Below are 23,124 nucleotides of genomic sequence, written 5' to 3' on the forward strand. Positions count from 1 at the left end.
TTACTCACCCGTCCGCCGCTGACTTCCGGGAGCAAGCTCCCTTCTGTCCGCTCGACTTGCATGTATTAGGCACGCCGCCAGCGTTCGTCCTGAGCCAGGATCAAACTCTCCAAAAAGTGTTTGACTTGCTCATTTGTTTCCATTAAAACACGGGGTGTTTTTAATGGAAGATAAAAATATAAAACGTTGACGTTTTTATTGATTTTGTTCAGTTTTCAATGTTCAATGTGTCATTTGCGACTTTAATATCTTAACATTTCTTTCAAGTGATGTCAATCACTTTTTCTGAATGTTTTTTAACTTTGTTGTTCTATGTTGCTGACAACGAATATAAATATACCACCGTGATTTGTCGGATGCAAGCTTTTTTTAAAAGTTTTTTAAAAAATAAAATCTCCGATAAAAATACCGGAGATTTTATTATTAGTCTTTTTGTCTCATATGCGGGAATAGAAGAACGTCGCGGATTGAAGGAGCATTCGTTAAAAGCATAACCAAACGGTCAATACCGATCCCTAAACCGCCTGTTGGAGGCATACCATATTCAAGTGCTTCAATGAAATCATCATCCATTTCATGCGCTTCATCATTTCCTTGCTCACGCTCTTTTAATTGCGCTTCAAAACGCTCGCGCTGATCAATTGGATCATTGAGCTCTGTAAAAGCATTCGCGTGTTCACGACGAACGATAAACAGCTCAAAACGATCCGTAAAGCGAGGATCTTCAGGATTCTTTTTCGCAAGAGGTGAAATTTCAACTGGATGTCCATAAATAAACGTAGGCTGAACAAGCTCTTCTTCTACTTTTTGTTCAAAAAACTCATTGACGATGTGTCCATATTGCATTGTTTCTTTGTAATCAATACCATGTTCTTTGGCGAGCGCTTGTGCTTCTTCGTCGCTCATCTCTTTCCAGAAATCAACGCCTGTGTATTCTTTTACGGCATCCACCATATGAAGACGACGCCATTCTGGCTTTAACTCTACTGTATGTTCTCCATATTGAATAGTTGTTGTACCTAATACTTCTTGAGCTACGTGCGCAATTAAGTTTTCAGTTAAGCTCATAATATCCTTGTAATCTGCATACGCTTCATACAGCTCGATCATAGTAAATTCCGGGTTGTGGCGTGTAGATACACCTTCATTACGGAATACACGGCCAATTTCATAGACTTTTTCCATACCGCCTACGATAAGACGCTTTAAGTGCAGCTCAATAGCAATACGCATATATAATTCCATATCAAGAGCATTATGGTGAGTGACGAACGGACGAGCAGCAGCTCCGCCCGCGATTGAATGCATCATTGGCGTTTCTACTTCTAAATAACCGTTATTATCAAGATAGCGGCGCATTGCTTGAATAATACGGCTACGTGTAATAAATGTTTTTTGGCTTTCCTGATTAGTCATCAGGTCTAAATAACGCTGACGATAACGCTGTTCAACATCTTTCAATCCATGATGCTTGTCTGGAAGTGGGCGAAGTGATTTTGTCAAAAAGACGTACTCTGTTGCTTTCACAGACAACTCACCGACGTTTGTTTTAAACACCTTACCTTTTACGCCTACAATATCGCCAAGATCTGTTGATGTAAACAACTCGTACTGTTCTTCGCCAACTGCATCTTTCCGTACGTAAATTTGAATTTGTCCTGATAAGTCCTGTACATGAGCAAACCCCGCTTTACCTTTACCACGCTTTGTCATAATACGTCCGGCAATCACGACTTCCGCTTCTTTTTCTTCAAGCTCTTCTTTCGAAAACGATTCAAACTCAGTCGCAATGCTCTCTGCTGTGTGACTGCGTTCAAAACGAACGCCAAATGGGTCCATTCCCTTTTCCTGCAGAGCCCGCATTTTTTCTCTTCTAACTAGCAACTGGTCATTTAATTCTTCACTCATTCCGCTCACTCCTATTAAACCGCCTGATTGGACGCTTCTTTTTCTTCTACTTCGTTTACAAATGTCGTTAACAGCGTGGCAAGCTGTTCACGCGTTTCACATTCATTGACTTGTTTACGCACTTTCCCATTGCCGCGAATTCCTTTTAGATACCAAGCCGCGTGCTTTCTCATTTCACGTACAGCTACGTTTTCATTTTTTAAGTTGATCAAGCGATCTAAATGAAGCAGGCATACATCAATTTTTTCACGCGGTGTTGGTTCACCAATTAATTCGCCTGTTTCAAGATAATGAACTGTTTGATAAATCATCCAAGGATTCCCAAGCGCTGCTCGGCCGATCATAACACCATCGACGCCCGTCTCCTCGAGCATACGTTTAGCATCCTGTGGTGTTTGAACATCGCCATTTCCGATTAACGGAATGTTAATGGATTGCTTTACTTCTTTAATAATATCCCAGTTTGCGTGCCCTTCATACATTTGCACGCGCGTGCGTCCATGAAGTGCAACAGCCTGGCCGCCGGCACGTTCTACTGCCCGGGCATTTTCCACAGCATAGATATGGTCCTCATCCCAGCCCATACGCATTTTTACCGTAACAGGCTTGTCTACTGCATCAACTACTGCAGAAACCATTTCGTAAATTTTGTTTGGATCAAGCAGCCATTTAGCTCCAGCATCACATTTTGTAATTTTCGGAACTGGACAGCCCATATTGATATCGATAATATCGGCATTTGTATTTTTGTCAACAAAGCTTGCGGCTTGAACAAGCGACTCTTTTTCACCGCCAAAAATCTGCAGGCTGAGCGGATTTTCACGCTCATCAATATAAAGCATGTTCATGGTTTTTTTATTTTGAAGAACAATACCTTTGTCACTAACCATTTCAGCACATACCATGCCGGCGCCAAATTCCTTGACTGTAAGACGGAAAGCAGAGTTACATACGCCGGCCATCGGTGCAAGTACTACCCGGTTTTTGATTTCAACCGGTCCGATATTGAACATGTATAGTCACCTTTCTGTTTTCACAAGCGGTAAAAGTTGTCTGCTGTTTTCCATAGCTTGACACCTTCTTTCCCTTGCACATTTTTTGCGTATTGCTCTAGTGGCACACTCGTACCAGGAAGCTGGATTGCTGCATCTATTTCTGCCAGCGGAACGAGTACAAAAGCACGTTCACTCATCCGCGGGTGAGGAATAATAAGACTATCTGATTTAATATTGTCGTGATTATACAGTAAAATGTCAAGGTCTATTGTACGAGGACCCCACCGAACGAGTCGCTTACGACCAAGATCGTTTTCAATTCTCTGACAGACTGTAAGCAGCTCCTCCGCTGTCATTGATGTTTTTACTTTTACCACGATATTCAAAAAAGACGGTTGATCCGTGAAACCAACAGGATCCGTTTCATAAATAGAGGAAACTGCTAGTACATCGAGTTTTTTTTGATTATGGAGTTGACGAACAGCTTCCTTTAGTTGTTCTTCCCGATTCCCCATATTAGTTCCAAGTGACAGGTAGGCTTGATGGATCATCCCTCACGCCCCCGGGTAATTTCCACTGCTACAAAATCATAGTGCCCCGGGATAGGTGGATCCGGCTTAATAATTTTAACGGTGCAGGATTCCACAGCAGAAAAATCCCCTAAAATGTTTTCGGCAATTCGCTCAGCTAATGTTTCAACCAGTTTAACCGGCGTTCCTTCAATAACTTTTTTACATGCCTCATAAACATCGGCGTAGCTAACGGAATACGCCAGGTTATCTGTTTCACCTGCTTTCTTTAACGAAACATGGAGGGTGACATCTGCCCTAAACCGCTGTCCAAGCTTGTTTTCTTCTGGAAACACACCATGGTATCCCCAAAACTCCATTCCTTTAACATATATTTTATCCATGATCAGGCTCCTTCTTGATTAACGCATCCATCATTTTCATCATTCTGGCGATCGGTTTTACATCATGTACCCGCATAATCCGGCAGCCTTTCTGTGCACCAAAGCAGCACGTGGCGCCGGTTCCTTCCATCCGTTCCTCTACAGGCACATTGAGCACGTAATCAATTATACGTTTCCGGGAAGTACCAAGCAAAACAGGGAAACCAAGTGCCGCGATCTGATCGAGATTTTGCATCATTTCAATATTCTGCTCCATTGTTTTAGCAAATCCGATACCAGGGTCGAGAATAATCTGGTCATCGGCTACACCCGCTTTTTTGGCAATTGTAATGCTTTCATCCAGGTCATGTAAGCAGTCCTGCATAAAATTTGTGTAATTCTTTTTTTCACGGTTATGCATTAATACAATTGGAACCTGCTTTTTTGCGGCCACGGCTGCAATCTCGGGCTCCTTTTTCGCTCCCCAAATATCATTAATAATAGACGCTCCTGCTTCTACCGCCCTTTCCGCTGTACGGGCTTTAAAGGTATCGATAGAGATTGGGAGTTCCACTTTTGCAGATACAGCTTCGATAATAGGGGCCGTTCTGTCGATTTCTTCTTCAACCGAAACCGGTGTGTAGCCGGGACGGGTCGATTCTCCACCAATATCGATAATATGTGCTCCGTCTGCTGCCATTTGTTCTGCCCGCTGAACAGCCGCTTCCATTTCATTGTAATGGCCGCCATCTGAGAACGAATCAGGTGTAATATTTAAAATACCCATTACATGAATCGTTTCTTCAAAATTGAGGATGAATTTTCCTGCCTTCATTTTCACACCGCTCCTTTTCCATTTTCCATTTTAACACGAAAAAAGCCAGACTGCGTTTAGCAGTCCGGCTAGTATGAGATTAGTCGAATTGGTAAAGCGGTGTGCTCAAGTAGCGCTCTCCATTTGAAGGAAGGATTGCCAAAACTTTTTTGCCTTTACCAAGCTTTTGAGCCACCTGAACAGCTGCTGCGATAGCCGCACCAGAGGAAATCCCCCCAAGGATTCCTTCTTCACGCGCAACACGTCTAGCTGTTTCAAATGCCGTGTCGTTATCGATTTGAATAACTTCGTCGTAAATTTTTGTATCAAGGATAGCCGGTACAAACCCTGCGCCGATGCCTTGAATTTTATGAGGACCCGGTTTGCCGCCTGAAAGAACCGGTGAATCTTTCGGCTCTACTGCATACACTTTAGCGTTTGCCCATTTTTCTTTGATCACTTGGCCTGCTCCTGTAATAGTACCGCCTGTTCCGATACCAGATACAAATGCATCCAGCTCATCAAATTGTTCTACAATTTCTTTACCTGTTGTTAAACGGTGAATTTCAGGGTTTGCTTCGTTTTCAAATTGCTGAGGCAGGAAGTAGCCTTGTTCTTCTGCAAGTTCTTTTGCCTTGCGAATTGCACCGCCCATACCTTCTGGTCCCGGTGTAAGTACAAGCTCTGCACCATATGCACGAAGAAGGTTGCGGCGCTCCATGCTCATTGTTTCAGGCATAACTAGAATCGCTTTATAGCCTTTTGCAGCTGCAATCATCGCAAGCCCGATTCCTGTGTTTCCACTTGTTGGCTCAATCAATGTGCCTCCTGGCTGCAGATTGCCTTTTTTCTCTGCTGTTTCGATCATCGCAAGCGCAATACGATCTTTTACACTGCTACCTGGATTCATATATTCAAGTTTCACGTAAACATCCGCGCTGTTTTCACCCACCACGTTGTTGAGTTTTACTACAGGTGTTTGCCCGACTAAATCCGCTACTGAATTTGCTACACGTACCATGAATTTGTTACCTCCAGTTTAAATGCCGAGTATTTTTATTGGTTATATAGAATTTATCAGCTTTTGACCGAAAAGTCAATTACTTTGATTAATTTCGGGACAGACATCAAAAAAACCTGCCTTTGCCGACAGGTTTTTCACTTTTACGCTTCTTGTTTTAGTTGTTCGAGTTCTTCTTCAGAAAATTGATATTTCTCATTACAAAAGTGGCATTGCGCTTCTGCTCCATGGTCTTCATCAATCATCTCTTGAATTTCCTGGCGTCCCAGGCTGATAATAGCATTTCCGAAGCGCTCTTTTGAGCATTTACACTCAAATTGAACCGGCATCGTTTCTAAAAATTTAACGTTTTCTTCGCCGAGAATATAAACTAAAATCTGTTCCGGTGTCAATCCCCGTTCGATCAGCTTTGAAATTGGCTCCATTGTTGTGATACGTTCTTCTAAAATCTTAATTACCGCATCATCAGTATTTGGCAGCAGCTGTACGATAAATCCGCCGGCAGCTAAAATCGTGTTGTCCGGGTTCACAAGCACACCCACTCCTACAGACGAAGGAACCTGTTCAGAAACAGCGAAGTAGTACGTAAAGTCTTCACCCAGCTCTCCGGAAACGATTGGTGTTTGTCCGCTGAAGTTCTCACGTAATCCTAAATCTTTGACCACTGTCAGCATTCCTTCAGTCCCAACTGCCCGACGCACATCCAGTTTACCCTGCTTGTTTAAATCAAAGTGAGTTTGTGGGCGTGTAATATAGCCACGCACATTCCCATTTGCATCGCTGTCTACAAGGATCGGCCCTGCTTCCCCATTCCCTTCGATTTTCAAAGTAATTTTTTCGTTCCCTTTCATCATGGCACCCATCATGACACCTGCTGTCATTGTACGTCCAAGTGCCGCAGAAGCAGTTGGCCATGAAGCATGTCTTCTTTGCGCTTCACCGACCGTTTCCGTTGTATCTACTGCATATGCACGAACCTGACCATTAAAAGCTAATGCTTTAACTAAATAGTCGCTCATCGTCTTCTTCCTTTCTTATTGGGTATTTCTTTTATAAATTAACCGCAGACCTTTTAACGTTAAATCGGGATCAACAACATCAATCATGCTGCATTCCTTTGCAATCAGTCCGGCAAGACCGCCTGTGGCAATCACAGTAGGGTCTGAATTACATTCTTTTTTAATTCGGCTGACGATCCCTTCAACCTGCCCCACATACCCGTATAAAATACCGGCCTGCATAGCAGCAACCGTATTTTTTCCTACTACCGCTTCCGGCCGGGCAATTTCAATGCGTGGCAGCTTAGAGGCTCTTGTGTAAAGCGCTTCTGTGGAAATGCCAATACCCGGTGCAATTAACCCCCCCAGATAGTGGCTGCTTTCATCGATATAACAATAAGTCGTCGCCGTTCCAAAATCAACAATAATGATCGGTGTCCCATACTCATGAATACCAGCCACTGCGTTTACAATACGATCGGCTCCAACTTCTCTTGGATTTTCATATTTAATGTTTAAGCCGGTTTTTACACCTGGCCCGACAACAAGCGGCTTTGTGTGGAAATACTTTTCACACATGCGCTCAAGTGCTGCCATAATCGGTGGAACAACAGAAGAAATGATGACACCCTCAATTTGTTCAAACTGCAGGCCGTCGTGTTGAAACAAGCTTTTAATAACCATGCCGTATTCATCTTCTGTTTTATTCCGATTCGTCTCAATGCGCCAGTGATGTTTTAACGTTTCCCCTTCGTATACACCGAGCACAGTATTGGTATTCCCAACATCCAGTACAAAAATCACCTTCACCACACCTGTCCGTCTAATTTTCGAGTTTTATCATATCATACCCTTCCCTAAAAGAAGAGAAAAGACGCCTGAAAAAATGCTTTTCAGGCGCCTTTTAAAGTTATACTTTTGGTCCGCTGTTGTTCGGCGGATTTTGAAGATCATCACGTACTTCCGGTTGATCAGCTGGCTCAGCCGGCAGGTTGGTTGTTTCAGTTGCAGGTGTTTGCTCTGTTTCAGCTGCTTCACCCGTCTGGTCTGCATTGTCTTTCACGACTTTGCTTTCGTTATCGCTGTAGTTGCGATCCGGTAGCGTTCCGTGATCTGACAGATGCTTAATTTGCGCTGCATCGAGCGTTTCAATTTCCAACAATGTATTGGCAATGAGTTCAAGCTTATCGCGGTTCTCTGTTAGAATTTGTTTGGCTCTATCATAGCATTCTTTAATAATCGTTTGGATTTCTGTATCAATCTCGTAAGCAATACGATCCGAGTAGTTTTGCTCGCTGTTAAAGTCACGGCCAAGGAATACCTGTCCCTGTGACTGTCCAAACTGAAGCGGTCCGAGCTTATCGCTCATACCAAATTCTGTTACCATACGGCGGGCTATGCCTGTCGCACGCTGGAAGTCATTGTGGGCTCCTGTAGAAACTTCACCGAAGATAATATCTTCGGCTACACGACCGCCAAGAAGGCCCGTGATTTTGTCTAAAAGCTCCGGCTTCGTCATAAAGTAGCGGTCCTCTTTTGGAAGCATGACAGCGTAACCGCCTGCCTGCCCACGAGGAACAATTGTTACTTTGTGTACGATATCGGCATCATCTAGAACAAGACCGATAACAGTGTGACCGGCTTCATGGAATGCCACAATTTTTCTTTCTTTCTTGGAAATCACGCGGCTCTTTTTCGCCGGACCAGCAATGACACGATCCGTCGCTTCATCTACATCATTCATGTCAATCTTCTTCTTATCGGCACGAGCAGCAACAAGCGCTGCTTCATTCAATAAGTTTTCAAGATCCGCACCAGAAAAACCAGGTGTCCGTTGAGCGATTGCTTTTAAATCTACTGATTCATGAAGCGGTTTGTTACGTGCATGTACACGTAGAACAGCTTCACGGCCATTTACGTCTGGACGATCAACCGTAATCTGACGGTCGAAGCGGCCCGGACGAAGAAGGGCTGGATCCAAAATGTCTGCCCGGTTTGTTGCGGCAATCATGATGATTCCTTCGTTAGCACTAAAGCCGTCCATCTCTACAAGCAATTGGTTCAATGTTTGCTCACGCTCATCGTGACCGCCGCCAAGACCAGCCCCACGCTGACGTCCCACTGCATCAATTTCATCGATAAAAATGATACAAGGGGAATTCTTTTTCGCGTTTTCAAACAAATCACGAACGCGGGAAGCCCCGACACCGACAAACATTTCAACGAAATCGGAACCACTGATAGAGAAAAACGGTACGCCTGCTTCTCCGGCTACTGCTTTTGCAAGCAACGTTTTACCGGTACCTGGAGGTCCAACTAACAGAACCCCTTTTGGAATACGAGCACCAAGCTCAGAGAACTTGCGCGGGTCTTTCAAGAACTCTACAACCTCAACAAGCTCCTGCTTTTCTTCATCTGCTCCGGCCACATCGTTAAACCGGACTTTTTTCTTTTCATCGTTGTAAAGACGCGCTTTACTTTTACCAAAGTTCATCACACGGCCGCCACCGCCGCCCTGTGCCTGGTTTAGTAAGAAGAAAAAGAAAATAAAGATAATAAGGAATGGGATGATCGTTGTGAAAAACTGTACCCATCCGCTTGTTTCTTTTGCTGGAAGAACTTCTGCCTGTGTGTTTTGAGACGCTTCATTAATTCGGTTCAGGGTTGTATCATTGCCCGTTGCATACGCAACAAACATTTCATTTTCCTCTGCCCCTTTTAATTGGCCACGGATTTCATAAACACCGCGTTCAGGCTGCATAGTAAATTTTTCAACGTCATCCTGTTCAAGGTATGTCAGGAATTCATTGTATGTGACATTGTTTGTTGGCGCGTTGTTGTTGTTGAAATAACTGACAACACCGATAATAACAAGAAAAACCAATAGGTAAAATATGGTGTAGCGAAAAATTCTGTTCATCCCTTACCTCCTCCCGAGAAAAACTGACTATATGCAATGTTATCATACAAAAAGTTGGCGTTACAACTATTTGAACCTTCTTTTAGCCTATTCATCCGGCTCTCTTATTCCTCTTCGGCCGCCGTGTAAACAGATGGCTTTAAAACACCGATATATGGCAGGTTCCGATAGCGTTCAGCGTAATCCAAGCCATAGCCTACAACGAACGCATCCGGCACAGTAAAACCAATTGTGTCTGCTTTGATTTTGGCTTTTCGGCCGGTTGGCTTATCCAGAAGAGTGACAATTTTCACAGATTTAGCTTTCCGGTAGTGAAGCAGCTCAGCCAGATAGCTTAATGTCAAACCACTATCGATAATATCTTCAATGATTAAGACATCGCGCCCTTCGACAGAAGTATTTAAATCTTTCACAATTTTTACTTCTCCGGATGATACTGTGGAAGCGCCATAGCTTGAAACATCCATAAAGTCTATTTCAAGGTGGGTATCCACACGCTTAACCAAATCAGACATAAACGGCATAGCGCCTTTTAACACACACACAAACAGTGGAAAACGGTCCTTGTACTCCTCGGTTAGTTCCGCTCCAAGCTCTTTTACTTTTTCTTGTATTTCTTCTTCCGAAATTAATATTTCTTCAATATCGTTACGTAGCAATAGATTTTCCTCCCAAAGTTGGTTCATTCCTTTTCATAAATCAACAGCAGCGGCCCATCGCCTTCATGAACCGATTTACGGATTCCTGGTATCCAAAGGATTGTACCGTTTGCATCTGTTACCACTGGAATGTAGTCCCGATATGCAAGTGGAATCTTTTCATCGATCAAAAGCCGTGCAAGCTTTTTCGACCCACTCATTCCTTTTAACTGAATTCGATCTCCATCCCGCCGCATCCGGATACAAAGAGGAAGAGGCGTATCGGATTTTAAACGAAAACACTCTGCTCCATGCGGGCACTCACTGGCTTCCGTCAGCTTAAATGTGCCAGCACTCTTCCTGTACAACTGATCCCGCACATGTAAAAAATCAGTTTCATTACCCGGCCTGTCATCCGCTTCGTAAGCAAAGACACACTGTTCGTTTAATTTGCGTACGGAAAGGCGTGATGGAAGGTTTAATTTCCCTGATGGGGCGGCTGATTGAAGCAGTTGTAAAATGTGATGAATATGTAGGAAAGAAAACGCTGTTTTTCCATGATAAAGATAGTTTAATATTAGATGAATCGCCCTCCTTTGTAAAGGCAAAGGCACCTCACGAAATGGTTCAATTTGCAGTGAAACCGATTCTTGTTTCCAGATCGTCATTTTCTCCATTTTCTCCCTCGCCATCTCCTGCAAAAAAAACTCATCCTCCTGTTGGTCTTGAGCAAAATAGCCGATATGCATGGCTGCTTTGGGATTTTCATTTTTTAAAAAGGAAAGAAGCTGATGACGGTATCGATTTCTGGTATACGTGATTTTTTGGTTGCTTGGATCTTCTCTGTATGGAATAGAATATTTCGCCGCGTAGGCAGCTATTTCCTCTTTCTCAACACATAAAAAGGGACGAATTAACATACCGAAGGCAAATGACCGGACCGCTGGTATACCTGAATGCGTATGACCGCCCCGTGACAGCTGCATAAGCACTGTTTCTGCTTGATCATCCGCATGATGGGCCGTTGCCAGCTTATTGGCCCCAAGCGCGTCCATTCCTTCTTTAAAAAGGGCGTAACGCACCTTCCTAGCTGCGAACTGAATCCCAATACCGTTTTCGCTCGCTTCCCGGCCCGCGTCTGCCTGGCGTCCAAAAAATGGTATAGAACGCTCATGGCAAAAAGATTTCACAAAACGCAAATCTTCGTACGATTCCGCTCCTCGAAGCATATGGTCGACGTGAATGGCACTGACGGTGATACCTAATTGTTTCTGATGTTTGTGTAGAAATGAAAGAAGCACCATCGAATCTATTCCGCCTGAAACTGCTACAGCCACATGATCCTCTTCTTTCAGCATTTCCTTTTTCTCGATAAATCGCTTGATGCTTTCTTCAAAAAAGTGCACAGCTACTGCGCCGCCTCTCTGCTTTTTCTTTTTAGTTTAACAAAAACAGCATCACGATGGCGGCTAAAGCTCCTGCAAGCATCGCCCATTTCCCTAAAAAAAACGTTTTTCCTTTTTTCCTGCCTGCTCTTGTTCTTGTTTTTGTTTTTGCAAAGCAAAGAAGAAGCTCCTTTTTCATGGAAGAAGCATTATCATACTTGCTTGCAAAGGCATTACATAAAACGGGCTCGATCAGTTGAAGAACAGGAGAAGATTGAACAATCTTTTTTAATTCTTCTATGTCTCCAAGTGCTCTTTGTACAGCTTGTTTATGCAGGAGAGCAACCGTAAGCACCGCTGCTCCAAACAAGTCATAAGCAGGTTCTGCTCTTCTTGTTCCAGCCTGCCAGGCCGCCCTGTCATAAAGAGCGGTGTATTCTTTTACAGACCGCCCAAACTTTGTAATACCTCCTACATCTACTGCCCGAACAGCTTTTTGAGCCGTGACAATAAAATTTTCTGGCTTTAAATCACCCATCACATGCCCAAGCTGATGGAGAGATTCTAAAAAGGTTAAAAGCCAGATCAATAAAATAATGGACCATTCTTCCCTTTTCCCCTTAATAAATGTATGAAGCACCGGTCCATCAATGAACTCCATTAAAAAAAACGGATATATAGCACCCTTTATCTCCAGGTCATCTGCTTCAATAAAAAAAGGGCCGGGAGATTCTCCCCTGACCCGCTCAAGTGCCGTTAATGCATTCGTCTCAGACGCAACAGAAGCGGAATCCGCAAATTTCAGCGCAGCTCGTCCAGCTGCCCCCGATACAAGATAAACAACTCCGTTCGCTCCGCGGCCGATTTCCCGCTCAATTCTCCATACATGTCCGGTCCATTTTCCTTTAATCAATTCCCCCGGACTTGCTTCATATTGATTTTTCATCGTATCTGCCCATTTCTATAAACGAAGACAGCGCCTGGCGAATAGCAGGTCCTGTCGGCGTAATGCCGCCTGAAAGAAGCTGCGGAAACGACTCTGCCAGTTTACCCGCATGGTTTGTCCATCCGATTCGCTCTTCTGCTGCACTGTATTTCCCCGGAAATGTCCAGAGTGAAAAAGAAGAAGGACCAATACGGGATTGCATCGACACTGAAAGATCGTACAGTGCTTCCTTCACAGCCGGCAGCTTTAACTTCATACTGGCACTCATATCTGTCAGCACAAGCAATTGGAGCTCTGCTTCCTCACTAATGTCCTCTACCTTTTCAGCAATCTCACTTCTTGTAGCCGGCGGCAAGGATTCTACGTTCGCTTCTTTGTTTAAAATGCCGCGAAGCTCCTCGTTAATGATACTGTAAATGGTCCCTGTCATTGCCTGTCTTGTTACATTCACTACGGTTTCGGACAGAGAAGCCGCCTGCACAATCCGGCTTTCGCCACCGCCTGCTTTAGCTATTGCTTCGATTTCTTCTAATCCCGGGTCGTTTCCATGTCCATCGACAATGCCAATCACGTTCACTGTGATGCCCTGCCGCCGGGCAAAAGCAGCCATCGCCACCGGATCCTCTCCTGTATTTGAACAACCATCCGTTAACAAAAGCAATTGCTTCATTGTGCCCATTTTCATGATCACGTCCGCCTTTCACTCGTTTTCTTCATATTCGACTGAAAAGAGACATTTTATACAGCCCGGCGTCTTCCAGGTCGTTTTTTTGTTTTTTCGGATGGTTCAATATCATAAACAGGAATAGCCGCCCATTCCGGTACGTTATGCTCGATACGTGCAACACAAAGTGTCATATCATCTCTGATTTCATTTGATTGTGCCCGTATTACTTCATCCATCAGCAAATCAGCAAATGCCTGCGGATCATTTGTTTCAATGGATTTGATCTTTCTTTTCATCCACACATCTGCGTTTTCAATAAACTCGGGTCCTTCAAAAACACCATCACTCATGGTAATAAGCAAATCGCCTGATTTCAACTGCTCATGAACCGTTTCGACTTCAAATTGCTGTAAGATACCGATCGGGACATTTCCTGCTTCTACCCTCATTACTTGGCTGCCCCGTTTAATAAAGCTTGGCGAAGAACCGACCTTTAGAAAAACAGTACGTGCATCTTGAAGATCAATAATCGCTAAATCCAGTGTAGAAAAAACTTCATCATTGGTTCGAAGAGACAAAATCGAGTTAATCGACTTGACCGCTACAGTTTCTTCAATACCTGACTGTAAAATTTGTTTGAGCAAACTAATCGTTGCACTGCTCTCGTCGTGGGCCCGACCACCATTCCCCATCCCATCACTGATCGCCAGAGCAAACTTCCCTGTCCCGATTTCAATAGCAGAAAAGGAATCACCTGAAATTAAACCTCCTCCTTTTGCGGCATGGGCAAGGCCTGTTACAACACGAAACGCCTTGGCGGAACGAAATACACTGCGGACACCGGAACCATCCTGCTGTTCGTCTACCACAATGATGTATTCGTTTAGCAAATCAGAAAGAATAGGTGCAATGATTTTCTCGCTTTCACCATGACCTCTTGAATGAGGAAGAGTCATTTCAATATCAACGGCACCTTTTTGTACGCTAAATACACTAATATCCGTAATTTCCATTCCAAAGGATTCAATCGCTGTAGTGATTTTTTCCTCCTGAGAGATATGCGTTTCTTCTTCGCGTTTCATTTCTACCGCAAAGTCCCTCATAACTTTTGAGACTCCTTCAAGCTGGTCCGCTACAATTTTCCGGCTTTCTCTCATTTGCTGTTTTAACTTTTTGTTGGCACGGTAGTAGGTCAGCTGTGATCGAATCTCTGCCTCAACCCGTGCTGGACGGAAACAGTATTGTTCCAGCTCCTTCGCTAAATGAGGAGAAAGAACCTCGGCCCCTTGATCGGCATCATCTAATATATTTTTCATGAGTTTATACGTCTCATCAAACTGGTACGCCCAGCACTGTTCTTTCTTAAAGCATGTCTGGCACGTTTTTTCCGTAATCCCACTCAGGAAAAGATCTACTTCCCGTTCAGCAGTTTCGTGAAGGTGCCCGGACTGAGAAAAGCTTCCTGAAAGCGCATCAAATAAATCCGAGAACTGTTCCATACGGTTCGCCGTTACATCCCGAACCTTCCGCAAGTAACGCTGCTGTTCAATCGAATGCTCTGTTGTACCCGGTATTAATTTTGATAAATGATCTGTCCATGCTTTTGGCGTTAAGCATAGAAGGAGAGCAGCAGCAGCTGATTCATACAACGCCGCCATATCAGTCAGATTTCCTTCTCCGTAAAAACCCGCCAGCACAGTGGCCGTCATCAAACCGGCAATGGCCCCGCCCCGCTTCCACTCTTTAAAAAGTCCTCCGAGCAAGCCGGCAAAAGCGAGAATACTCATTTCATGAAAATCATTGACGCCTGAAAGGCTCAAAATCAATCCACTCACTACACCTGCTGCTGAGCCGAATGCTGCCCCAGACAAAAAAGAAACCGCTGTTACCAGATAACGTGCTGCAATATGATCTGCTTCAAGCCCTCCAACTGCCCAGCCAGCCATTCCTGTAGCAGCAGAAGCGAAAACAATTAACAGGCTTATCCATTCCTCCGTTTTTAATGTCCGAATTCGTCCGGAAAGGGATAAAAACGGCATGCACTGCATAAAGATAAGCGTCAATACAAAAGCAAGTGAAGCCTCTACTGCTGCTAAAACCAAATCGTAGGCAGGCACAAAGGCTGATCCATTTACTACATAGGAAAAAATACTTTTTACGGCTAGTGTGGTAAAAAAAACAAAGAAAGGAACAGGTGTTGCTTCCCCTTTATGAAGAGAACGAAACAGACGGTGAACCAAAAGAAAACAAAACAGCATAGTAAAAGCAATCGATGCTTGAACGGGTGAAATAGAAAGTGCCCCAGCCAATACAGCCAAGAATACACGCGGAGCCACTTCTTTCTTCAACATAAAAACGGCTACAAAAAAGGAAAGCGCAAATGGCGACAGCTGCGAAAGCAGCATCGCTCGTCCAAACAAAAAGCCGGCCGGCACCAAAATCCATCCACGATCCAGCAAAACAAAGGCTGTTTTCCCAGCAAACCCTTTCCCCCACCCCTGGCTCAGAACCGCTTCTCCTGTCACTCCCAGCTCTGCTCTTTGCACAATACCACTCCCCTTTAATCGTTAACGAGAAGTATAAAAGATTGATTGTCAAAACTTTGTCAAACGAAGGAAATAGGCAAGAAAAATCGTTCGACAAAATTAGAATAAAAAAAATCCGGGAATAGTGTTGACTTTTTTCCACACCGCCGTTATTATAGATTTTGTGCTGTTACAGGCAACCACAACTTGGCGGTGTAGCTCAGCTGGCTAGAGCGTACGGTTCATACCCGTGAGGTCGGGGGTTCGATCCCCTCCGCCGCTATACAAGAAAAGCGTAGTTCGCTCGTTCAGGAGCGACAGGCATAAGACGTTCTAATGAAATGGCGATTTCCAGCCATGCAGTCAGAACGTCTTATGACCCGAGCTCCTGGCGAACGCAGCTAAACATCACTTTTTCATTTCTATGACGGCCCCTTGGTCAAGCGGTTAAGACACCGCCCTTTCACGGCGGTAACACGGGTTCGAATCCCGTAGGGGTCATACAGCAAAGATCGGTAAGCAAATGCTTACCGATCTTTTTATTTACTCTTTTTTTCTTTACCGCCTGTTAAAAAGTTATAACCAATACCAGGCTTTTCAATTAACAGAATGTTGGGCCCCTTAAAAGGAAAACCTTCTATACTGCTTTCTTCAAGCCACAGCGGCGCGTCTAAGTCAATTTTTTTAATATTCGGGTGAGCAGCAGCTATATGAGCAGCAGCCATCACGCCAATGCTGCTTTCCATCATACTTCCAATCATACATGGAATGCCGCCCGCCTGCGCAATGTCTGCGACTTGCATTGCCCGCAGAATACCGCCTGCTTTCATTAGTTTAATATTAATCCAATCTACTGCCCTCCTTTGAACAAGCTCTAACGCCTGCTCAGGTGAAAAAACACTTTCATCTGCCATAATCGGGGTTTCTACATGATCGGTTACATATTTTAAAGATTCAAGATCTCCTGCTTTTACAGGCTGTTCAATCAATTCAATATTCAAACCAGCATGCTGCCATTGATTAATGATTCGGACTGCTTCTTTTTTTGTCCATCCTTGATTGGCGTCTACACGAATTTCAATTTCTTTTCCGACTGCTTCACGAATGGCTAAAATCCCTTTGTAGTCCTTTTCCGCGTTCAACCCTGCTTTTATTTTCAATGCAGTAAAACCCTTTTTCACGGCCTCTACTGCGTCTTTCACCATGATACTTGATTCATTTATGCTAATCGTCAGGTCGTTTTGAAGTGTGTTGGTTTTACCGCCAAACACCTGGTAAAGTGGCAGCTTCAGCTTTTTGGCGTATGCATCAAATAAAGCAGTTTCCACGGCGGCTTTTGCACTTGTATTTCCTACACAGGAGTTCTGTACCACTTGTGACAAAGCCACTATATCGTTAATTTCTTTACCTATTAAAAGCGGAGAGATAATTCTTTGAACAGCCGACTCGATACTTTGAAGGGAGTCTCCTGTAATGACAATGGTCGGTGAAGCAGACCCGATTCCTTCTGTGCCGTCTTTTAATAAGAGGCGGACCACTAAAAACTCAATGGACGTGACCGTTCTTAGCGCGGTAATAAATGGCTTTATTAATGTTGCTGAATGGCGTTCAACGTATATATTTTGAATAAGCAAAACGCAGCCCCTCTTTTCCCAAGTGAAAAAATAAAAAAGCCCCGAATTATATTATTCGGGACTCCAAAAATAAGTGCTTGGTGCACATTTATTGGGATCGACAGGGAGCAGCGTTATCCGCGTCTTCCGCCTCTTCCGCCTCGGCGTGAGTCTGTTTGACGCTTCAACGTTGAAATGCGTTCTTCGCTATCTTTCAAGAAACGGGCCATTTTCGATTCAAAGTTCTCGACAGGCGGCTGGCCGCCACGCGGTCCTTTTTGACGGAAATCACCCTGGCGTTGTGGACGCGGACGATATTGAGTTTGCGGTGGCGGATTATCTTTTGCTTTTCGAATCGATAAGCCAATTTTACCGTCTTTCTCCACATTTAAAACTTTTACTTCCACTTCATCGCCAACAGTTAGATGGTCATTGATGTCCTTGACGTAGTTATCCGCCACTTCACTAATGTGAACAAGACCCGTCGAACCTTCCGGCAGTTGTACGAATGCGCCAAATTTTGTAATGCCGGTTACTTTACCCTGTAACTTGCTGCCCACTTCGATTGACATAAAAAAATTGTTCCTCCTTAAAATGTTCGAACTTTACTTATTATTATAGTACGTAAAAAAAGCGTGTCAACAAGACACTGCTTTCTTTACTGCTCTGTATCATTAACTTTTTCTTCATCTTCCGGAATATTAAAGAGAATTTCTCCATCTTCTGAATAGAAATATTCTTTCCGAGCAAGCTTGGCAATATACTCGTCATCCTGCAGCCGGACCAGTTCTTCTTCTGATTCCTTTTGCTGCTGCTTCAATTCAGCAAGCGATTGTTTAGCTTCCGCAAGCTCTTGTTTTTTTTCATTTAAATTGCCGGTTTGTGATACCAATGTAGATAGCAGCGTTCCTAAAACAATTAATGCTACTATACCAAAAGCTGCGAGCCTGCGCATTAATTTCCGTTTGTGCTTCATCTTAAACATCGATTTTCTTTCTTCACTTAGGACAAAGGCGTTTTTTAAGGAAGCTACTTTTTCTTTATTGAATCCGCGCATCAATGTTCCTCCGCTTTTATTTTTTGGGACGCCGTATAGCTGTCCATGGCCGCACGATCACTACCTTTACCAACCATGATAATAGAAACTTAATCATTCTGGCAAGAGAAAGGATACAATTTACGGCAAAAAGAAGCGGAAGAACCAGAAAGATACGGATTGTGCCTGAAATTAATCGGTATAAAAAACGAATGGAGAAAAAAAGGCCGTCTACGATAGGAAGAAGAAACCGGTACAGAAATGTACTGTACATCAGGCAGCCGACCAGCCAGAAAAGAAAAAAAGATGGACGGACAATACCATCGTTCACTTTGTACAAAGAAATGAACAACAAAACAGCGTACGCCATCCAAAATAAAGCATCTGTCAAAAACACAAAGCCATTTTTTTTGGGACGAATACGGCGATAGCATTCAAGCAAAAGCCCAAAACAAATGCCCATGCTGACCATCGCAATAGCTGTATCAAATTGTACGTGAATATTCATGTCGACCGTCTAAAAAATGATTTGCCCATACCGCCTTCCACATACATAAAAGCAGTAATGCGCCCTTCGATGGCTGCTGATTTGTTTACCGTATCAAAATATTTCATCTTCAAACCTGTACCGCGGATCTTCAGCTTTCCCATAATGGTCTCAAGCAAAAATTCTGTGCTGTCAAACCGTTCTACCTGTATAACTCCTGTTAGCTCAATCATTTTACGCCCGTCCATTTTTACGGTATGGCCTTGTTTCATGTCCATAGTACCCATCCCCTTTATGGACATCCTATGCACAGCGAGTGACTTTCATGAAAAAAACACCCGTCCGGGACGGATGCTTTTCATTGTTCGCCAATTTGTTCCTCTTTTAACAGCGTATACATGCCCGCTGCTTCTTCTTTCTTCGTTGTATCCAGTAACTTTTCGATTTTCACGGTCATAACACGGCGGCCGAGGCGAACCGTCAGCTCATCTCCCACTTTTACGTTGGAGCTTGCTTTTCCTTCCACGCCGTTAATGAGAATACGTCCCTGGTCAGCTACTTCTTTTGCCAGTGTACGCCGTTTAATGATACGGGATACTTTTAAAAATTTATCAAGTCTCATGCTCGTTCCTCTCCTTTGGCTAAATCCCAAAATGCATCTAATTCCTGCAGGGTAAAATCAGAAAACGGACGGCCGCTTTCCTTCACCCTTTCCTCTACAAATCCGAAACGGCGCCGAAATTTGCGGTTAACTGCTTGAAGGGCCTCTTCTGGATGAATACCCCAAAAACGTGCCGCATTAATGAGTGTGAATAAAACATCGCCAAACTCATCACGGAGACGGTCCGGATGCCCCGATTCTGTTTCTGCTAAAAATTCATCCCACTCTTCTTTTACTTTTTCAATAATTCCTGCTGCATCTGGCCAGTCAAATCCTGTTTGAGCTGCCCTTTTTTGGAGGTCGTATGCTTCCATTACTGCTGGCTGCCCTTTTGGAATACTATCCAGCAGGTGTTCTTCTTTGTTTCCTTTTTCAGCCGCTTTGATTTCCTGCCAGTTTGTTTTTACATCTTCAGCTGTTTCAGCTGTTGCATCACCAAATACATGTGGATGCCGGCGAATCATTTTGGCAGATGTAGATGCAATTACGTCCTCTATTGTAAACATGCCTTCGTCTTCTCCAATTTGTGCGTGAAGAAGCACTTGAAGAAGGACATCACCGAGCTCAGCCGCCATTTCTTCATCATCTTCGTTATCAATTGCTTCAAACAGCTCATATGTTTCTTCAAGAAGGTACTTTTTCAGCGAAGCATGCGTTTGCTTGATGTCCCAGGGACAGCCCTTCTCCGGATCACGAAGGCGCGCAATAATACCCCGCAGAACGGAAAATTCGCGGTACGTATCTTCTTCCCTTTGGATGGGCGGAACGTAAACACTCGTTAAATTGTTTAATTCCATTCCATGGTCCAGTTCATAAAGCGGTACCTGCCGTACTGATTCCTGCTCACTCCCAGCAGCCGTAACCACTGTAACTTCATGTTCATCCGGATACTTTTCCATCAGTGTCAGCTTCACGTCAGAAGCAACGAAAGCATCATAGACCTGGGCAATAATCAGATGGCCCGAAACCCGGATGTCATCACGACGTAAAGCCGTTCCGTCCAGCAGCTGAAAGCCATCCGCCGGATCGATTTCTACACTTGTAAACAAGGCATCCAGAAAACTCTGCCCTCCTGCAATGACCACCTCTGCTTCGCCTTTTTGCTTTCGCTCCAATAAAAGCTGTACGGTTTTTTCTGCTGCCATTGGATGGCCGGGAACTGCGTAAAGAACAGACCCATGTGCCGCTTTTTCAATCAGCTGATCTACGATTTCATCATATACATCCTCAAACCGGCCATGCTTCTCATAAACGGCGTCAAAGCTTTCAAAGCGTACACCTTCTTTTTCCAGTTCCGCTACAGCCGGGTGCTCCTTTGTTCGAAGCCAAACGATCTCTGCCTCTTTAAGTAGCCGGTAAACGCCAAGCGGCATTTGATTCAAATCCGCCGCGCCAAGACCGACAATCGTGATTTGATTCGTCATTATCCGTCACTTCCTTTTCATCCACATTCCTGCCCGTTTGATCCATTTTTCGCCGAACGGCAGAATGCGCAAATCGTCATCGCTCCATATTCTCCATTTTACCATGAAAACCAAAAACAAACAGGCGCCGAGCAATGCCCCGCTGACAGCCACTACTCCACTCCAGAGCCTTCCTGATTCGGGTGTAATCACCCCATGTACAAAAAGAAAAACAAAACCCGCCATCAAGGAAGCGGCTGCGGTGGTTTTCCAGATAAAGACGAAAGGTAAAAACGGCTCACGCTTTTTTTTCCACATGATCATTAAAAAGCAAACACCGGCTAAAAGAGAGACTACTGTTGCCAGTGCGGCTCCATAAAGGCCACAGAGCGGAATCAACAGTGCATTGGCCCCCCACTTCACAACAACGGTTAACACCGTTCCAGCTGCCGGCACCCAGTCATTTCCCTTTCCTTGGAAAACCGCATTCATCGTGGCCATGATCGAGTAAAAAAAGATCGATAAACCGAAAATGGCCAGAAAATCTGATCCATCAGCAGTTTTAAACAGCATCACATTAAGAGGAACCATTACAGCCGCCAGGCCGGCTGAAGCAGCCATTCCCAGCGCAAAACTAATCCGCAGTGCCAGCTGACTGAAGGAAGCTTCCGCCGATTTGTTTTGCTCCTTCCGCGCTCTTGAAATAAGCGGCACAATCGTCAAGGAAATTGAAACAGCTGCGGTTACACCGAGCTGAAGCATTGGCTGCCCTCTGTCAAAAATACCTTTCCACGCTTTTGCGCTTGCCTCGGTCATGTCAGCTGCGAGAAGGCCGCTATATACTTGAAAGGAATCTGCCAGTTGCAGCAAAATCAGTGTTAAAGCAGAAACACAAACAGCCGTTCCATGAACCGCTACTTGAACAGCTGTCCGGCGATCAAACAAAAAGAGGATCGTCTGCTGCCCTTTTCTGCTGTGCTTCCACAGGACAGCAGCGGAAGCGGCCATCCCGAGCAGCGACCCGAAAACGGCACCAAGACCCGCTTCATACAAAGACCTACCTGAAAGAATGAGAAAAAAAGAAAAAAACAAAATCCCCGCAACCCGTACAGACTGTTCGATCATTTGAGAAGAAGCCGTCGGCACCATATTGCCTGCTCCCTGAAATGCTCCACGCCTCACCGCAATATACGGAACAAATAAAAAAAGCAGGGCGCTGCATTGAATAAGCGGCTTTAACGCTTGATCTGCCATCGCTTCAGCCAGCCAGCCAGCACCAAAAAAAAGCAGTAAAAAAGCAGCAAAGCCCATGGCGCTGATGGTCGTGAAAGCAGTATGAACGACCACCTGCCTTCTCTGATCATTGGTACCCGATGCCAGACGTGAAAGCACAACTGGAAACCCCGATACGGCTAACCCTGCTGCAATTCCATAAAATGGATAAACTTGCTGGTAAATGTAAAATCCAGTATCACCGACAATATTTTGAAAAGGCACCCTGTATACCGCACTCAGCACTTTTACAAATAAAGCGGCGGCTGTTAGTAAAAAGGCCCCTTTTAAAAATGATTTTTCTCCGCTCACACAACCACCTCAGTAACTACTTTACTGATTTTTTTCTTCTTTGAAAAGAAAAACCCGGCTCCCATAGCGGGAGTCCGGGTTAATGTTCCATTTGTTTTCCAAAAAAGGCGGCAGCAACAAAAGCGGCTTTTTGTTCCGCTTCACCGGCCGTTCGATCTTCCGAAAACAGGGCAACAGCTCCGATCGTATCACCAGCAGCGATAATCGGCGTAATAAAATATGATTGCGCTTCTACAGTGCGGCCATCCGCAAATTCTACGCTGCGCTGCTCACTGCTTTCAGCTGACCGTCTTTCCTGAATAACAGATTCTACTACCGGTCCGATTTTTCTCTCTACAAAATCCTTCTTTTTTACACCGGCAGCTGAAATGACAGTATCACGGTCGCAAATCAGCACTGAATAATTTAAACTGTCATGCAGCGCCTCTGCGTACTCCTGGGAAAAGTCACCCAGTTCTGTAAAAGGTGAATATTTTTTTAAAATAACCTCGCCGTCACGATCGACAAATATCTCAAGCGGATCCCCTTCTCGAATACGAAGGGTACGGCGAATTTCTTTCGGAATGACCACACGGCCAAGATCATCAATACGTCTAACGATACCTGTAGCTTTCATTATGGAATGCCTCTC

General features: G+C 44.4%; 23 protein-coding genes, 2 tRNA genes and 1 rRNA gene. 2 read left to right on the forward strand and 24 right to left on the reverse strand.

From position 1 onward, the window contains the following. From VP97_RS18655 to spoIIE, 15 genes are all read right to left on the reverse strand, one after another. Nucleotides 1-116 (reverse strand): 16S ribosomal RNA (locus VP97_RS18655); the annotation flags it as partial. 307 nt (nucleotides 117-423) lie between these two features. Next, nucleotides 424-1,908, reverse strand: coding sequence for a lysine--tRNA ligase (gene lysS / locus VP97_RS18660; protein ID WP_050183648.1), 1,485 nt, complete (start codon nucleotides 1,906-1,908; stop codon nucleotides 424-426). A 14-nt stretch (nucleotides 1,909-1,922) separates the two neighbouring features. Then, entirely contained in the window at nucleotides 1,923-2,921 is a 999-nt protein-coding gene (dusB, locus tag VP97_RS18665; RefSeq protein WP_050183650.1) for a tRNA dihydrouridine synthase DusB, read from the reverse strand. A gap of 20 nt (nucleotides 2,922-2,941) precedes the next feature. Next, the gene (gene folK, locus VP97_RS18670) at nucleotides 2,942-3,454 is read right to left on the reverse strand and encodes a 2-amino-4-hydroxy-6-hydroxymethyldihydropteridine diphosphokinase (RefSeq protein ID WP_050183653.1); all 513 of its coding nucleotides are present in this window, start codon (nucleotides 3,452-3,454) and stop codon (nucleotides 2,942-2,944) included. Further along, a complete protein-coding gene (gene folB, locus VP97_RS18675) occupies nucleotides 3,451-3,816 on the reverse strand; it encodes a dihydroneopterin aldolase (protein WP_050183655.1) in 366 nt (121 codons plus the stop codon). The genes folK and folB overlap by 4 nt, the downstream gene beginning before the upstream one ends. Then, on the reverse strand, nucleotides 3,809-4,630 hold the full coding sequence (folP, locus tag VP97_RS18680) for a dihydropteroate synthase (protein WP_050183657.1): 822 nt from the start codon (nucleotides 4,628-4,630) through the stop codon (nucleotides 3,809-3,811). The genes folB and folP overlap by 8 nt, the downstream gene beginning before the upstream one ends. 79 nt (nucleotides 4,631-4,709) lie before the next feature. Further along, the gene (gene cysK, locus VP97_RS18685; RefSeq protein WP_050183659.1) at nucleotides 4,710-5,630 is read right to left on the reverse strand and encodes a cysteine synthase A; all 921 of its coding nucleotides are present in this window, start codon (nucleotides 5,628-5,630) and stop codon (nucleotides 4,710-4,712) included. A 143-nt stretch (nucleotides 5,631-5,773) separates the two neighbouring features. After that, the gene (gene hslO / locus VP97_RS18690; RefSeq protein WP_050183661.1) at nucleotides 5,774-6,649 is read right to left on the reverse strand and encodes an Hsp33 family molecular chaperone HslO; all 876 of its coding nucleotides are present in this window, start codon (nucleotides 6,647-6,649) and stop codon (nucleotides 5,774-5,776) included. A gap of 15 nt (nucleotides 6,650-6,664) precedes the next feature. Beyond that, on the reverse strand, nucleotides 6,665-7,432 hold the full coding sequence (locus tag VP97_RS18695; protein ID WP_050183663.1) for a type III pantothenate kinase: 768 nt from the start codon (nucleotides 7,430-7,432) through the stop codon (nucleotides 6,665-6,667). Nucleotides 7,433-7,538: 106 nt separating this feature from the next. Further along, entirely contained in the window at nucleotides 7,539-9,548 is a 2,010-nt protein-coding gene (gene ftsH, locus VP97_RS18700; protein ID WP_050183664.1) for an ATP-dependent zinc metalloprotease FtsH, read from the reverse strand. Nucleotides 9,549-9,652: 104 nt separating this feature from the next. Then, the gene (hpt, locus tag VP97_RS18705) at nucleotides 9,653-10,207 is read right to left on the reverse strand and encodes a hypoxanthine phosphoribosyltransferase (RefSeq protein WP_050183667.1); all 555 of its coding nucleotides are present in this window, start codon (nucleotides 10,205-10,207) and stop codon (nucleotides 9,653-9,655) included. Nucleotides 10,208-10,230: 23 nt separating this feature from the next. Further along, on the reverse strand, nucleotides 10,231-11,592 hold the full coding sequence (tilS, locus tag VP97_RS18710; RefSeq protein ID WP_082220450.1) for a tRNA lysidine(34) synthetase TilS: 1,362 nt from the start codon (nucleotides 11,590-11,592) through the stop codon (nucleotides 10,231-10,233). Nucleotides 11,593-11,623: 31 nt separating this feature from the next. Then, nucleotides 11,624-12,517: a protein kinase domain-containing protein gene (locus tag VP97_RS18715; RefSeq protein ID WP_050183669.1), complete on the reverse strand. Its 894-nt coding sequence runs from the start codon at nucleotides 12,515-12,517 to the stop codon at nucleotides 11,624-11,626. After that, nucleotides 12,501-13,202, reverse strand: a complete 702-nt coding sequence (locus VP97_RS18720) for a VWA domain-containing protein (protein WP_050183671.1) — start codon at nucleotides 13,200-13,202, stop codon at nucleotides 12,501-12,503. Before VP97_RS18720 ends, VP97_RS18715 begins: the two co-directional genes overlap by 17 nt. A gap of 53 nt (nucleotides 13,203-13,255) precedes the next feature. Continuing rightward, nucleotides 13,256-15,730, reverse strand: a complete 2,475-nt coding sequence (gene spoIIE, locus VP97_RS18725; RefSeq protein WP_050183673.1) for a stage II sporulation protein E — start codon at nucleotides 15,728-15,730, stop codon at nucleotides 13,256-13,258. Nucleotides 15,731-15,918: 188 nt separating this feature from the next. On the opposite strand from spoIIE, the gene VP97_RS18730 reads away from it, so the two are divergent. Then, nucleotides 15,919-15,992 (forward strand) — tRNA-Met (locus tag VP97_RS18730). A gap of 146 nt (nucleotides 15,993-16,138) precedes the next feature. After that, nucleotides 16,139-16,210, forward strand: a tRNA-Glu gene (locus VP97_RS18735). A 38-nt stretch (nucleotides 16,211-16,248) separates the two neighbouring features. On the opposite strand, the gene VP97_RS18740 is transcribed toward VP97_RS18735, so the two are convergent. The 9 genes from VP97_RS18740 to spoVT all read right to left on the reverse strand — a co-directional run bounded on the left by VP97_RS18740 (nucleotide 16,249) and on the right by spoVT (nucleotide 23,109). Next, nucleotides 16,249-17,343, reverse strand: a complete 1,095-nt coding sequence (locus VP97_RS18740) for a dipeptide epimerase (protein ID WP_050183677.1) — start codon at nucleotides 17,341-17,343, stop codon at nucleotides 16,249-16,251. A 113-nt stretch (nucleotides 17,344-17,456) separates the two neighbouring features. Beyond that, nucleotides 17,457-17,894 carry a S1 domain-containing RNA-binding protein gene (locus tag VP97_RS18745; RefSeq protein WP_050183679.1) on the reverse strand — a complete coding sequence of 146 codons (438 nt, stop codon included), beginning with the start codon at nucleotides 17,892-17,894 and terminating at the stop codon, nucleotides 17,457-17,459. Nucleotides 17,895-17,980: 86 nt separating this feature from the next. Beyond that, the gene (locus tag VP97_RS18750) at nucleotides 17,981-18,379 is read right to left on the reverse strand and encodes an FtsB family cell division protein (protein ID WP_050183681.1); all 399 of its coding nucleotides are present in this window, start codon (nucleotides 18,377-18,379) and stop codon (nucleotides 17,981-17,983) included. A 16-nt stretch (nucleotides 18,380-18,395) separates the two neighbouring features. Beyond that, nucleotides 18,396-18,866 (reverse strand): spore cortex biosynthesis protein YabQ, encoded by a 471-nt coding sequence (gene yabQ, locus VP97_RS18755; RefSeq protein ID WP_050183683.1) that lies wholly within the window; start codon nucleotides 18,864-18,866, stop codon nucleotides 18,396-18,398. Next, complete coding sequence (locus VP97_RS18760) at nucleotides 18,863-19,123, reverse strand: YabP/YqfC family sporulation protein (protein ID WP_245629936.1); 261 nt, start codon at nucleotides 19,121-19,123, stop codon at nucleotides 18,863-18,865. Before VP97_RS18760 ends, yabQ begins: the two co-directional genes overlap by 4 nt. Before the next feature lie 80 nt (nucleotides 19,124-19,203). Next, nucleotides 19,204-19,467, reverse strand: a complete 264-nt coding sequence (locus VP97_RS18765; RefSeq protein WP_050183685.1) for an RNA-binding S4 domain-containing protein — start codon at nucleotides 19,465-19,467, stop codon at nucleotides 19,204-19,206. Continuing rightward, nucleotides 19,464-20,930: a bifunctional methyltransferase/pyrophosphohydrolase YabN gene (gene yabN / locus VP97_RS18770; protein WP_050183686.1), complete on the reverse strand. Its 1,467-nt coding sequence runs from the start codon at nucleotides 20,928-20,930 to the stop codon at nucleotides 19,464-19,466. Before yabN ends, VP97_RS18765 begins: the two co-directional genes overlap by 4 nt. A 6-nt stretch (nucleotides 20,931-20,936) precedes the next feature. Next, a complete protein-coding gene (locus VP97_RS18775; protein ID WP_050183687.1) occupies nucleotides 20,937-22,493 on the reverse strand; it encodes a putative polysaccharide biosynthesis protein in 1,557 nt (518 codons plus the stop codon). A 79-nt stretch (nucleotides 22,494-22,572) separates the two neighbouring features. Then, a complete protein-coding gene (gene spoVT / locus VP97_RS18780) occupies nucleotides 22,573-23,109 on the reverse strand; it encodes a stage V sporulation protein T (RefSeq protein WP_050183688.1) in 537 nt (178 codons plus the stop codon). Nucleotides 23,110-23,124: the final 15 nt, after the last annotated feature.

Source organism: Domibacillus robiginosus (assembly GCF_000966195.1).
GTDB classification, from domain to species: domain Bacteria; phylum Bacillota; class Bacilli; order Bacillales; family Domibacillaceae; genus Domibacillus; species Domibacillus robiginosus.

Bases quoted from the DNA above. Each gene is read 5' to 3' on its own strand.
- ftsH (WP_050183664.1), bottom strand. From the start codon at position 9,548: ATGAACAGAATTTTTCGCTACACCATATTTTACCTATTGGTTTTTCTT.
- yabQ (WP_050183683.1), bottom strand. From the start codon at position 18,866: ATGAATATTCACGTACAATTTGATACAGCTATTGCGATGGTCAGCATG.
- VP97_RS18745 (WP_050183679.1), bottom strand. From the start codon at position 17,894: ATGTCAATCGAAGTGGGCAGCAAGTTACAGGGTAAAGTAACCGGCATT.
- folP (WP_050183657.1), bottom strand. From the start codon at position 4,630: ATGAAGGCAGGAAAATTCATCCTCAATTTTGAAGAAACGATTCATGTA.
- VP97_RS18750 (WP_050183681.1), bottom strand. From the start codon at position 18,379: ATGCGCGGATTCAATAAAGAAAAAGTAGCTTCCTTAAAAAACGCCTTT.
- yabN (WP_050183686.1), bottom strand. From the start codon at position 20,930: ATGACGAATCAAATCACGATTGTCGGTCTTGGCGCGGCGGATTTGAAT.
- folK (WP_050183653.1), bottom strand. From the start codon at position 3,454: ATGATCCATCAAGCCTACCTGTCACTTGGAACTAATATGGGGAATCGG.
- VP97_RS18720 (WP_050183671.1), bottom strand. From the start codon at position 13,202: ATGAAAATGGGCACAATGAAGCAATTGCTTTTGTTAACGGATGGTTGT.
- dusB (WP_050183650.1), bottom strand. From the start codon at position 2,921: ATGTTCAATATCGGACCGGTTGAAATCAAAAACCGGGTAGTACTTGCA.
- lysS (WP_050183648.1), bottom strand. From the start codon at position 1,908: ATGAGTGAAGAATTAAATGACCAGTTGCTAGTTAGAAGAGAAAAAATG.
- VP97_RS18715 (WP_050183669.1), bottom strand. From the start codon at position 12,517: ATGAAAAATCAATATGAAGCAAGTCCGGGGGAATTGATTAAAGGAAAA.
- hslO (WP_050183661.1), bottom strand. From the start codon at position 6,649: ATGAGCGACTATTTAGTTAAAGCATTAGCTTTTAATGGTCAGGTTCGT.
- cysK (WP_050183659.1), bottom strand. From the start codon at position 5,630: ATGGTACGTGTAGCAAATTCAGTAGCGGATTTAGTCGGGCAAACACCT.
- folB (WP_050183655.1), bottom strand. From the start codon at position 3,816: ATGGATAAAATATATGTTAAAGGAATGGAGTTTTGGGGATACCATGGT.
- VP97_RS18765 (WP_050183685.1), bottom strand. From the start codon at position 19,467: ATGAGACTTGATAAATTTTTAAAAGTATCCCGTATCATTAAACGGCGT.
- VP97_RS18760 (WP_245629936.1), bottom strand. From the start codon at position 19,123: ATGGACATGAAACAAGGCCATACCGTAAAAATGGACGGGCGTAAAATG.
- spoVT (WP_050183688.1), bottom strand. From the start codon at position 23,109: ATGAAAGCTACAGGTATCGTTAGACGTATTGATGATCTTGGCCGTGTG.